Raw genomic sequence first — 11,728 nt, 5'->3', positions numbered from 1 at the left:
TGTGAGGGGTGATCCGAAGATTGACTTTCCCCGTACGGATGACGACAAAGCGAAAACGGAACGCGGCAACAGGGCGTGACCGAAACCGACATGGTTCACGAGCAGATCGACACGATCGATGCATTGATGGCGCATTATGTTGCCGGCTCCTTGCCCGAGCCGGCGCGTGTGCTGGTCCAGTCTCATCTCGAAATGAAACCGGACAATCGCAGCCTGGTGAACAGCCTCGATCTGCTGGCAGGCGAAGCTCTGGAAAACGCGCCTGAAGCCGCCATTGCCGATCGCGACGGGCGGCTTGCGGCAATCTTTTCCTCTGCCTCTCCCATCCCGGCGCCACGGACGGTCACGCGACCGGAAAACGCGCTGTTTCCGCAAGCGTTGCGCGCCCTCTTGGGTTTCGAGGCCGAGGATGTGCCCTGGCGCCGGCGGTTGCCCGGTTTTAAGGAATATTCGCTCGACATGGACGGCTGCGAGGTCAGCCTGATGTGGATCCGGCCTGGCCGCGCCTTGCCGGCGCACACCCATAAAGGCATGGAACTGATCCTCATTCTCGACGGCGCCTTCAACGATGAACGCGGCCGTTTCGGCCCCGGCGACATCTCCATTGCCGACGAGACGGTCGACCACCGGCCGGTCGCCGAAAAGGACAGGCCTTGCATCGCCTTTGCCGTCTCGGACGGACCGGTCAAGCTCACCGGATCCTTCCGCCAGATGATCGGCGACCTGATCGGCTGAAAGCAGCCACAATAATGTGATAGAGCCGTAAATCCGGAGGGGTTGAGGAACTTCCGGACCTGTTTTCGCATTTGATCAGGCAGCCCGGAGGAACATGTCATGCGTGATTTCATTGCCCATCCCGAACATGGAATCGTCTGGATTTCGGGTGCGAGCTCGGGCATCGGCCGGGCGCTTGCACTGAGGCTCGCCGGCGAAGGATACAAGGTCGCCGTGACGGCCAGAAGCCACGAAAAGCTGGTCGAACTGCAAGCCGAAGCCAATGGCCTCTCGGGCAGCATCATTGTGCTCGACGGCGACGTCACCGATGCCGAGGACATGGAACATGTCATGGCCTCCATCGAATATGAGCACGGCACGCTCGCCATGGCGATCCTCAATGCCGGCGTCTACCTGCCGGTCCATGCCGAGGACCTGAACCGCACCGATTTCGAGAAGAGCTTTGCCGTCAATCTTTCCGGCGTGGTCAACTGTCTGCTGCCGGCGATCCGCCATATGAAGGCGAAGGGGCAGGGACAGATCGCCATCGTTTCCTCCGTCACCGGCTATGGCGGCCTGCCGACGGGAGCTGCCTATGGCGCCACCAAGGCGGCGCTGATCAATATGGCCGAAAGCCTGAAATTCGATCTCGACAAGATGGGCATCCGCATCCAGCTCGTCTGCCCGGGCTTCGTCGATACGCCGGCGACGAGGAAGAATGCCTTTCCGATGCCGGCTCTGGTGTCGGTCGAGGAGGCCGCCCGGGAGATTGCCGCCGGGTTGAAATCGCAGGCCTTCGAGATCACGTTTCCGAAGCGCTTCACCACCATGCTGAAGCTCGCGCGCCTGCTCCCCTATAGCGTTTATTTCACACTGGTGAACCGCGTGACCGGCTGGCGGGAGCGGCCGCAGTCGGCTGGTCGCCACCCGGTGACACCGCATGCGGCGGAATGATCAACGGCGCGAGAACACGACCTGGCGCACATCGATATTGCGGGCACGGAAGCCGGCCTCGCAATAGAACAGATAGAATTCCCAGAGCCGCTTGAAGCGCTCGTCGAAGCCCATCGGGCGGATGCGTTCCCAGACCGACCAGAAACGCTCGCGCCATTCGGCGAGCGTGCGGGCGTAGTCGAGCCCGAAGCCGAAATCCTTGACCAGCGACAGATCGACCTTGCCGGCAAGTTCGGCGAGATGATTGCGCGTCGGCAGCATGCCGCCGGGAAAGACGTATTTCTGGATGAAGTCGGGGTTGCTGCGATACTGGTCGAAGGATTCCGGCCGGATGGTGATAATCTGCAGCCCAGCCTTGCCGCCCGGCTTCAGACATTGCCGGAGCTTGGAGAAATAGGACGGCCAGTATTTTTCGCCGACCGCTTCGAACATCTCGATCGAGACGATCCGGTCGTAGAGCCCTGCTTCATCGCGGTAATCCTGGAAACGGAATTCCACGCGGTCATCGAGGCCGGCCTTGTGAATGCGCGCCTCGGCAAAGGCGAGCTGCTCACGGCTGATCGTCAGCCCCGTCACCTTGCAGTTCAGCTCGCTTGCGGCAAATTCGGCAAAACCGCCCCAGCCGCAGCCGATCTCCAGCACATGATCGCCAGGCCCGATGCCGGTCGCCTCGGCAAGCGCCCGGTATTTAGCGTTCTGGGCCGAGTGCAGATCGTTGGCGCCGGTCGAATAGAGTGCTGAGGAGTAGGTCATGCTCGGATCGAGCCACTCCCTGTAGAAATCGTTGCCGAGATCGTAATGGGCGGAAATATTTCGCTTCGAGCCCGTCTTGGTATTGGCGTTCATCCAATGGCGGACGCGTTCGAAGAGGCGGCCGACGCCGCCCTTGCCATGCGCATAGCTGTGCGCGGCCTCGCCGTTGACGAGGAAGAGTTCAAGGAAGGCGGTGATGTCGGGGCTGTCCCAATCGCCGTCCATATAGGTTTCCGCGACCCCGATCGTGCCGCTCGTCAGCGCCCGATAGGCAAGGTTCCAATTGTTGAGGCTGAGCGCCGCCTTCGGCCCGGGCTGCTTGCCCTCGATCAGCAGCCTGCGGCCGTCGGGAAGGGTGACGGCGAGCGAACCGTGCTGCATGCGCAGAAGTCCGCGCAACGCCAGCTTCGCCTTGAGGGGCAACCCCTTCGCCAGACGAGATATGTTTTCCCCCGTCAGCGTCACCGCGTCACGGGCCAGCAGATTCCAGTCCTGCGCCTTGCTCATCTCTCCTCCTCCAGCATTTTTTTGCCGGTTCGGGACGACGATACATCCGCGACGATGTACTCGGGCGGCCTCCGGCCATTGCATGAAAGGCTACCGCATAATTCCTGAAATCGGAACCGATTTGAGGATAAGATTTTGCAGCAGTTGAAAGTGCTGCAACGCGCTTTGCGCGTGTGAAAAACGCGCGTGCTGATATGTCATTCCGCCACGTCTGCAAGCGGGCGGGGCGGCCGGACGCCGACTTCAGGCGGAGGCGCCGGACGCCTGACGTGGCGTGAGCTTTCAGCCGCAATTCACGGGATGATCGGCCGCCCGGAGAGATGGGCTGCGTTGAGAGCCTCGTTGTCGTCAAGGCGCAAATCCTTGCGAAACCAAAGGATAACCGGTTTTGCCGCGTCCCTTGCCAATGAAGCGTTCCCTGACTGTGTTCTTCAACCTGCTACGGATGTACGGAACGCCCGGATCAAAAATTTCATTGCAAAGGAAAAGCGTTCATCGCTGCCACGACATGGATAAGGCCGGGGTGAACCGGCCTTATCCAGGAGCGGGGAACCGCCTGCTTAGTTGTCGTACTCGCGGCAGGCTTCGCTGATCGATGCGCCGCTCTGACCGCCGCGCGTGTCGACGCCGGACATCTGCCGAGGCATGCCGGGGCATTCCATCGTCTGCGGTCGGCCGATGCTCTGTGTCGTCGTCGGATCGACCGGCGAGACAGGGACCGGACGAATGCCGTTGTCACCATTGGTGTAATCGGACGAATAATTGCCGGAACTCGGGTCGGTCGAACCGCCATTCGTTGGCCCGATCGGATCGGGGTTCGATTGGGCAAAGGCCGACGACGCCATGCCCATGGCAAGCAGCGAAGCGGCAATGAGGGATTTAGTCATAGGATATCCTCCTTTGATTTTCATCTTGGATGACCCTCGGGTAACCGCCTGATGGAATCATTGTTCCGAAATTTGCAAAAAAACTTGGCGGGACCCTGCGGCTGTCCCGCGTGGTTACGCATAAACCTTAACGGTCGAAGCCGCTGGATCGACGCGCTCACCTGCCGTAGTTGCATGATGAAACGCTAAAAACCCGCAGCATGAGGCCGCTATGTTCGTTTCCCCTCGCGAGGCCGCAGATCTCGGTCTTCAGATTGCGCTCGCACTCGCCTTGACGGCAAGCGGGATGGCGATCGCATCCTCTGCACTGAGCGGCGAGAAGGGCCGTATCTCCGCGATTGACGTCAGCCGCCCCTCGCTCTGGACCGCCGCTCCCGTGCGCGTCGAGGTCACCACGCAGACCTACCTGCGTGCCGACGCTCCAGCCGGGCTGGAACTCGCCGGCACCGAGAATGATCTGTGCCACGATCCGATCGGTCTCCGGCTCTCCTGCGACCTGATCACCACCACTGCCAGCACGGCCTTCTAGCCGGTGGCCTATCCGGAGGCCGCAGACGGAGGGAAAGGGGCAGGCGGTTACTTCAGCGCGAAAGGCTGGCGGCCGATGCCTGAACAGGCAGGATCGTCGATGCTTTGATGTCCTTCAGCACAAACATCGTATGCATCTCTTTGATGCCGGGCAGACGGCGGATTACCGTCATGGCGAATTCGGCGTAGCTGTCGAGATCAGCCGCGACCACCTGCAGCAGGAAATCAGCCTCGCCGGCGACGGAATAGCAGGCGATGACCGCCTCCAGTTCACCGACCTCGCGCTCGAACCGCTCGGCTTGGTCATGCGAATGCGTGTCGATCTGGACACGCACGAAAGCCAGGACGCCGAGGCCGACGGCGCGGCGATCGACGACAGCCTGATAGCCGCGGATGACGCCTGCCTCTTCCAGCTTTTTTACCCTGCGCCAGCAAGGCGAGGTCGACATTCCCACGCGTTCGGCAAGCTCCTGATTGGTGAGCCGCCCATCGCCCTGCAGCGCCTTCAATATGCGGATATCTCCCGGCTCGAATTCCATCATAGGTATGTCCTTTCGAGTTTTATCGATTAACGGGAAGATCTTACCTGATTTGGAAGCGAGACGTCAGGAATAGGCAGGACATTTCTCTGCCTTTCGATAGGTTGAGGACTTCGAACAGAGAAGGAGCGGACGGATGATGGTTGAGGATTGGCGTGTCGCGGTGATTGTCGAACCGGGGCTGCCAGTTGGCGAACTCGCCAATACTGTTGCGGTGCTGTCGATCGGCCTTGGTGCTGCGGCACCCGCGCTTGCCGGTGCGCGGCTGACCGATCATGCCGGTCGGGCATTTCATGTCAGTGCTAATAAGCCGGTTCCGGTGCTGCAGGCCGCGGCGACCGATTTGAGATCACTTTTGCTGAAGGCGCTGCCGGCCCCTGAAGGTGCGCTGGTCGTGCCATTCCCGCGTTTTGCCCGCGCGCTGCACTTTTATGCCGATTACGAGGCTTCGATGCCCGAACGCGACCTTTCTTCGGAAATTATCGACGGCGTCGGGCTCGCCGGCCCGACGAAATGGATCCGCTCGCTGACCGGCTCGCTAAAGCTGCTTCGTTGATCCGTTTGGTCGGGCGTGCGGATAGGCTCGTCCTGGGAAAGCTTGCAAAAGGCCATGATTTGCCGTTTGATCGAACGACACGACGACCATTCGACACTCCTCCTTAAAAGGATCCGCCTTTGTCCCTGCCGATGCCCCGCGGCTTCGAGAAGCCCTATGCCGCCTTCCTGTTCGATATGGACGGCACCATCCTCAATTCGATCCGTGCGGCCGAGCGTGTATGGAGCGACTGGGCGAGGCGTCAGGGGCTCGATGTCGCCACCTTTTTACCGAAGATGCATGGATCGCGCGGCATTGACACGATCACCCGGCTGAACCTGCCTGGAGTCGATCCCGAACATGAATCGAAGCTGGTGACCGAGGCCGAGATCGCCGATGTCAGCGACGTTGTGGCCATTCCCGGCGCCGCGACCTTTCTGAGTTCACTGCCCCCGGATCGCTGGGCGATCGTCACCTCCTCGCCATTACGCCTTGCTCACCGGCGGCTGGAGGCTGCAGGCTTGCCGGTGCCGAGATTCATGGTGACGGCGGAGGACGTGAAGGTCGGAAAACCCGACCCGCAATGTTATATTCTCGGCGCCGAGCGCCTCGGCGTCAGCACGCAGGATTGCCTGGTGTTCGAGGATGTCGCAGCCGGCATTACCGCCGGCGAGGCGGCGGGTGCCGATGTCATGGTCATCACGGCAACACATCAGCAAAAGATGGAGACGCCGCACCCGACGCTTTCATCCTATGATGAGATCTCGGTCCGCATCTCCTCCGATCACAGGATGCTGATCGTCCCGAACGCGGCCTGACAGTGCTCCGGCTGCGTCCTGCTTGCTTTTGCGCGGTTCACTCCGCGGCTGCGGCAAGACAGCGATCGATGATGCTGCCGATTTCGCTGCGGCAGGAGCCGCAATTGGTTCCAGCGCTGGTTTCCTTGCCGACCGCCTCGACGCTGTGACATCCGCCGCGCACGGCAGCGGCGATCTGGTTGACCCCGACACTGAAGCAGGAGCAGACGGTAGCGCCTGGATCCGGCCTGCCTGCGCCGGGACGACCCGCAACGAGCGCAAAGCGTTTCCTGAGGTCGCCATGCGAGGCGGAGAGCTGCGAGATCGCCCAGTTGCGCGCGACAGCGACGGGCTCGCGTGCCAAAAACAGCGCGGCAAGCAGGACCTCGCCATCGAAGAAGGCGAGCCTGAGGTCGCCGGATTGCCGGTCGGCATAACCAAGCGGTTCGATCTCGGCCGGAATGGCGAAAACCGCCCGGCACCAGGCCGTCCAGTCTTCGACGGTTTCGGCGAAGGCAAGCTCCAGCCGCCAGCCGCCGGCGGCTTTCGCCAGCGCCCAATAGGCGGCGTCAGGCGTGGCGGGTTTTGTGGTGGAGACGGCGAAACCGTAATGGGTGGCGCGGAAGGGCCGGACGGCGACGGCAACGTTCTTCGACGCCGGTTGACCGGAAATGGGGTCGGTTACCGGCGCGACCACGGCGTCGATTCGCGCTCTTGCGGCGAACTGGTCGTTCCAGTGCATCGGCGCAAAGATGCCGCCGCGCGCCTGGCGATCGGTCACCAGCGCCCTGACGATTGCCTTGCCGTGCGGGCTGTTGATCTCGACGAGGCCGGCGCTTGATATACCGGTCTCGATCGCGTCGCGCGGATGGATTTCGGCAAAGGGTTCGGCGATATGGGCGGAAAGCCGCGCGCTCTTTCCTGTTCGCGTCATCGTGTGCCACTGGTCGCGGATGCGCCCGGTATTCAGCGTGAAGGGGTACTCGGCATTGGTGCGATCGGTTGCGGGCGGTTTGACCGCGACGAAGCGCGCCTTGCGATCGGGATGGAAGAAACCGCCCTCGGCGAAGAAGCGGGTGATGCTCGGTTCTGTCCCTGCCGCCTGCGGCCACTGGAAGGGCGACAGTTCGTCATAGGCCCCGCCGCTCATGCCGGCGCGAGCGCCGATGTCGAAGTCGCGGCTGCCGTTATTCTCGAAGGCGGAAAGCGCCGCGTGCTCGTCGAAGATCGCGGCCGGCGCATCAAAATCGAAGGCGGCGGCAAATCCCATGCGGCGTCCAACCTCCGCGAGCTGCCACCAGTCGGCCCCTGCATCGCCGGGGATGTCGAGAAACGGTCGTTGCCTTGAAATGCGCCGTTCGGAATTGGTGACGGTGCCGTCCTTCTCGCCCCAGCCGAGCGAGGGCAAAAGCACATTTGCGTGCCGGGTCGTATCCGTCTCTTTGAGGATGTCCGAGACGACGACGAAGGGACAGGCGGCGATCGCGCTTTCGACGCTGTCGGCATCCGGCATCGAGACGACGGGATTGGTGGCCATGATCCAGAGCGCCTTGATGCGCCCGTCGGCCACGGCTTGGAACATGTCGACCGCCTTCAGGCCGGGCTTTGCGGCGATAACGGGCGAGTTCCAGAAGCGCTGCACGCGGTCTCGGTCTTCGGCATTCTCGATCGCCATATGGGCGGCAAGCATGTTGGCGAGGCCGCCGACCTCACGCCCGCCCATGGCGTTCGGCTGGCCGGTCAGCGAAAACGGTCCCATGCCGGGGCGGCCGATGCGGCCGGTCGCCAGGTGGCAGTTGAGGATGGCATTGACCTTGTCGGTGCCGGAGGAGGATTGGTTGACGCCCTGGCTGTAGCAGGTCACGACCTTCGGCGTCGTCTCGAACAGGCGGAAGAACTCCCTGATCTGCATGGCCGGCAGGCCGGTCCGTTCCAGGAGATCGTTGAAATCGAGCGCGGCTGCAGCCGCAAAAGCGTCGCCGAAACCTTCGGTATGGGCGCCGATATAATTCTGGTCGATTGCCGGACTGGTCGCGAGATGGGCAAGCAATCCCATGAACAGCGCAACGTCGCCATCAGGACGGATGGCGAGATGCAGGTCGGCGATGTCGCAGGTCATCGTCCGGCGCGGATCGATGACGACGATCCGCATGTTTGGCCGCGCTGTCTTTGCGGCGGCAAGGCGTTGGTAGATGACGGGATGACACCAGGCGAGGTTGGAGCCGGTCAGGACCACCAGATCCGCAAGTTCGATGTCCTCATAGGTCCCGGGAACCGTATCGGCACCGAAGGCGCGGCGATGCCCCGCCACGGAAGACGACATGCAGAGCCTTGAATTGGTGTCGATATTGCCGGAGCCGATGAAGCCCTTCATCAGCTTGTTGGCAACATAGTAATCCTCGGTCAGCAGCTGGCCGGAGACGTAGAAGGCAACGGCGTCAGGCCCGTGTTCGGCGATCGTTTCAGAAAAACGGCGGGCGACCAGGTCAAGCGCCTCGTCCCAGCCGCTCCGTTCGCCTTCGATCTCGGGATAGAGAAGCCGGCCATCGAGATCGATGGTTTCGGCAAGGGCTGAACCCTTCGAGCAGAGCCGGCCGAAATTCGACGGATGCTCGGGATCTCCTTTGACGCTGACTGCGCCTGCCTCGTCGACCGTGGCGAGAACGCCGCAGCCGACACCGCAATAGGGACAGGTGGTCTTGACCTCAACCGCCATCTATTCCGCCGCCATCATCAGGCTTTCCAGGGCGATGAACAGCCTGCCGTCTTCGTTCAGCACCTGTATCGTCCGGACCTCGCCTTCGTCGGCGCCGAGCGCCTTGCCTGTTTCCAGCGAGATAACCCAGTTGTGCAGCGGGCAGGTGACTGACTTGGCGTGGACGATGCCCTGGGAGAGCGGGCCGCCCTTGTGCGGGCAGTGATCTTCGATGGCGAAGACCTCGTTTTCGGCCGTGCGGAAGACGGCGATCTTGCCTTGCGGCGTTTTCACGCAGCGCGCCCCGCGCAACGGGATGTCGGAGATGTCACCGATTGCGATCCAGTTCATGTCCATCTCCTTACTCTGCAGCCTGCGGATAGCCGATCGTCGCCATCGGCTTGAACTCATGCTTGTCCTTGCCGGAAACACGCTCCGACCAGGGGTCGACCTGGGCAAATTTCTGGGAGAAGACGAAGCGTTCGTAATAGGCTTTGCGCTTTTCGGCGTCACCCATGATCTGGCGGCGGATTTCCTCCAGGCCGACGCGCTTGGCCCATTTGTAGATGCGCTCGAGGTAACGGGCCTGCTCGCGGTACATCTGCGTCAGGGCCACGATATGCTCCAGTGCCTCGTCCTCGGTCCGCACAAGCCCTAGAACCTCCGTGCCCTTGATGTCGAGACCGGCCGCACCGGCGAAATGGATCTCGAAACCGGAATCCACGCAGATCACGCCGATGTCCTTGCAGGTTGCTTCCGCGCAGTTGCGCGGGCAGCCGGAGACGGCCATCTTCAACTTGGCCGGCGTCCAGGAGCCCCACATGAACCTTTCGATCCGGATGCCGAGGCCGGTTGAATCTTGCGTGCCGAAGCGACACCAGTCCGACCCCACACAGGTCTTCACGGTGCGCAGGCCCTTGGCATAAGCCTGGCCGGAGACGAAGCCGGCCTTGCCGAGATCGGCCCAGACGGCGGGCAAGTCTTCCTTCTCGATGCCGAGAAGGTCGATGCGCTGGCCGCCGGTGACCTTCACCATCGGGATCTCGAACTTGTCGACGACATCGGCGATGGCGCGCAGCTCGTTCGAATTGGTGACGCCGCCCCACATGCGCGGAACGACGGAGTAGGTGCCGTCCTTCTGGATGTTGGCATGCACGCGTTCATTGATGAAACGCGACTGGTAGTCGTCGGCATATTCGTCCGGCCAGTCGCAGACGAGGTAATAGTTGAGCGCCGGGCGACATTTGGCGCAGCCGCAGGAAGTCTTCCACTCGAGCTCCTGCATGACGGCAGGGATGCTCTTCAGGCCCTTGGCCTTGATCAGCCGGCGAACGTCGTCATGGCCGAGTTCGGTGCAGGTGCACATTGGCTGGACCGCAGTCGGATTGTAGCTGTCGCCGAGCGTCAGCGCCATGAGTTGTTCGACGAGGCCGGTGCAGGAACCGCACGAGGCGGATGCCTTCGTGTGGGCGCGTACGTCGTCGAGCGACGTCAGCCCCTTGCCTGAAATCGTCGAAGTGATCTTGCCCTTGCATACGCCGTTGCAGCCACAAATCTCCGCGTCATCCGGCAAGGCTGCAACGGCCGCCATAGGGTCCAGCGGCGACCCTCCCTGATAGGCCTGTCCGAAGATCAGCGTCTCGCGCATCTCCGAAATATCGGTTGCCTTCTTCTTCAGGTCATTGAACCAGGCACCATCGGCGGTTTCGCCGTAAAGCACAGTGCCGATAATCTTATTGTCCTTGAGCACCAGACGCTTGTAGACGCCGGCGCTGGCATCGCGCAGCACGATCTCCTCGCGGTCGTCGCCGTCGGCGAAATCGCCGAGTGAATAAAGCTCGATGCCGGTGACCTTGAGCTTGGTCGGCGTATCCGCATGAACGAAGGCGGGCGAGCGATCGCCGGAAAGATGCGAGGCGGCGATACGGGCCATTTCATAGAGCGGCGCAACGAGGCCATAGACCATGCCGCCCACCTCGGCGCATTCGCCGAGCGCGAGAATATCGCCATCCGAGGTCTGCATGCCGGCATCGACGACGATGCCGCGATTGACCGCAATGCCGGCGTCCTTCGCCAAGCCCACACTCGGACGGATGCCGACGGCCATCACGACCAACGTTGCCGGGATGATACGGCCGTCGTCAAGCTCGATGCCCTCGACCTTGCCATTGCCGACGATCGCCTTGGTATTGGCCTTGCAGATGACCTTGATGCCGCGTTCCTCAACTGCCTTCTGCAGCAGGTAACCGGCGGCGGGGTCGAGCTGGCGCTCCATCAGCGTCGGCATGACGTGCAGTACGGTGACGTCCATGCCGCGCTGGGCAAGACCGGCCGCTGCTTCGAGGCCAAGCAGGCCGCCGCCGATGACGACGGCCTTTTCGCGCGACTGGGCGGCAAGCAGCATCGCCTGCACGTCGTCGAGATCGCGATAGGTGATGACGCCGGGCAGATCCTTGCCGGGAACCGGGATGATGAAGGGCACGGACCCAGTTGCGATCACCAGCTTGTCGTAGCTTTCGGTGACGCCGTGGTCGGAGGTGACGGTCTTGGCGGCGCGATCGATATTGACGATCTTGTGGCCCTTGTAGAGCATGATGCCGTGCTTGATATACCAGCCGTCACCGTGAATGATGATCTGCTCGTAGTCCTTTTCTCCGGAGAGAACCGGCGACAGCATGATGCGGTCGTAATTGACGCGCGGCTCGGCATTGAAGATCGTAACTTCATAGCGTCCGGGCGCCTGCTCGAAGAGGTGCTCCAGCATGCGCCCGGGCGCCATGCCATTGCCGATGATGACAAGTTTTTCGGTCATATTTCCA

At 62.0% G+C, this 11,728-nt stretch carries 11 protein-coding genes and 1 pseudogene; 5 read left to right on the top strand and 7 right to left on the bottom strand.

Features of this window, described 5'->3' with window-relative positions; genetic code table 11:
• Positions 1 to 75 precede the first annotated feature (75 nt).
• On the top strand, positions 76 to 735 hold the full coding sequence (locus GFM02_RS21140) for a ChrR family anti-sigma-E factor (RefSeq protein ID WP_348643984.1): 660 nt from the start codon (positions 76 to 78) through the stop codon (positions 733 to 735).
• Positions 736 to 834: 99 nt separating this feature from the next.
• The gene (locus GFM02_RS21135; protein ID WP_020049633.1) at positions 835 to 1,668 is read left to right on the top strand and encodes an SDR family NAD(P)-dependent oxidoreductase; all 834 of its coding nucleotides are present in this window, start codon (positions 835 to 837) and stop codon (positions 1,666 to 1,668) included.
• Here GFM02_RS21135 and GFM02_RS21130 read toward each other — a convergent pair whose 3' ends face one another.
• The 3 genes and pseudogenes from GFM02_RS21130 to GFM02_RS21120 form a co-directional block, all read right to left on the bottom strand.
• A complete protein-coding gene (locus GFM02_RS21130) occupies positions 1,669 to 2,928 on the bottom strand; it encodes an SAM-dependent methyltransferase (RefSeq protein WP_168322665.1) in 1,260 nt (419 codons plus the stop codon). It abuts the gene before it with no gap.
• Positions 2,929 to 3,224: 296 nt separating this feature from the next.
• Positions 3,225 to 3,335: pseudogene (locus GFM02_RS21125) on the bottom strand (deoxyribodipyrimidine photo-lyase); the annotation flags it as partial.
• Between the two features lie 153 nt (positions 3,336 to 3,488).
• Positions 3,489 to 3,815 carry a hypothetical protein gene (locus GFM02_RS21120; RefSeq protein ID WP_168322664.1) on the bottom strand — a complete coding sequence of 109 codons (327 nt, stop codon included), beginning with the start codon at positions 3,813 to 3,815 and terminating at the stop codon, positions 3,489 to 3,491.
• Between the two features lie 211 nt (positions 3,816 to 4,026).
• Between GFM02_RS21120 and GFM02_RS21115 the strand changes: the two genes are divergently transcribed.
• Positions 4,027 to 4,344 carry a hypothetical protein gene (locus GFM02_RS21115; RefSeq protein ID WP_020049636.1) on the top strand — a complete coding sequence of 106 codons (318 nt, stop codon included), beginning with the start codon at positions 4,027 to 4,029 and terminating at the stop codon, positions 4,342 to 4,344.
• A gap of 52 nt (positions 4,345 to 4,396) precedes the next feature.
• Here the strand turns inward: GFM02_RS21115 and GFM02_RS21110 are convergent, their stop codons facing one another.
• On the bottom strand, positions 4,397 to 4,882 hold the full coding sequence (locus GFM02_RS21110; RefSeq protein ID WP_020049637.1) for an Lrp/AsnC family transcriptional regulator: 486 nt from the start codon (positions 4,880 to 4,882) through the stop codon (positions 4,397 to 4,399).
• 136 nt (positions 4,883 to 5,018) lie between these two features.
• Here GFM02_RS21110 and GFM02_RS21105 point away from each other — a divergent pair, with 136 nt between their 5' ends.
• Both GFM02_RS21105 and GFM02_RS21100 read left to right on the top strand, forming a co-directional pair.
• Positions 5,019 to 5,438, top strand: a complete 420-nt coding sequence (locus GFM02_RS21105) for a DUF2000 domain-containing protein (protein WP_168256542.1) — start codon at positions 5,019 to 5,021, stop codon at positions 5,436 to 5,438.
• 119 nt (positions 5,439 to 5,557) lie between these two features.
• Positions 5,558 to 6,235, top strand: a complete 678-nt coding sequence (locus tag GFM02_RS21100) for an HAD family hydrolase (protein WP_168322663.1) — start codon at positions 5,558 to 5,560, stop codon at positions 6,233 to 6,235.
• Positions 6,236 to 6,272: 37 nt separating this feature from the next.
• Here GFM02_RS21100 and GFM02_RS21095 read toward each other — a convergent pair whose 3' ends face one another.
• Genes GFM02_RS21095 through nirB form a run of 3 tightly spaced genes read right to left on the bottom strand, consistent with a single transcriptional unit; the run spans position 6,273 to position 11,721 of the window.
• The gene (locus GFM02_RS21095; protein WP_168322662.1) at positions 6,273 to 8,930 is read right to left on the bottom strand and encodes a nitrate reductase; all 2,658 of its coding nucleotides are present in this window, start codon (positions 8,928 to 8,930) and stop codon (positions 6,273 to 6,275) included.
• A complete protein-coding gene (nirD, locus tag GFM02_RS21090; protein ID WP_017960132.1) occupies positions 8,931 to 9,266 on the bottom strand; it encodes a nitrite reductase small subunit NirD in 336 nt (111 codons plus the stop codon).
• A gap of 4 nt (positions 9,267 to 9,270) precedes the next feature.
• On the bottom strand, positions 9,271 to 11,721 hold the full coding sequence (gene nirB, locus GFM02_RS21085) for a nitrite reductase large subunit NirB (RefSeq protein WP_131629451.1): 2,451 nt from the start codon (positions 11,719 to 11,721) through the stop codon (positions 9,271 to 9,273).
• Positions 11,722 to 11,728 lie beyond the last annotated feature (7 nt).

The organism is Rhizobium leguminosarum bv. viciae, from assembly GCF_012276115.1.
Lineage (GTDB): Bacteria > Pseudomonadota > Alphaproteobacteria > Rhizobiales > Rhizobiaceae > Rhizobium > Rhizobium leguminosarum_T.
Note: the sequence above shows the minus strand (reverse complement) of the source record. Positions and strands in the feature narration are given on the sequence as shown.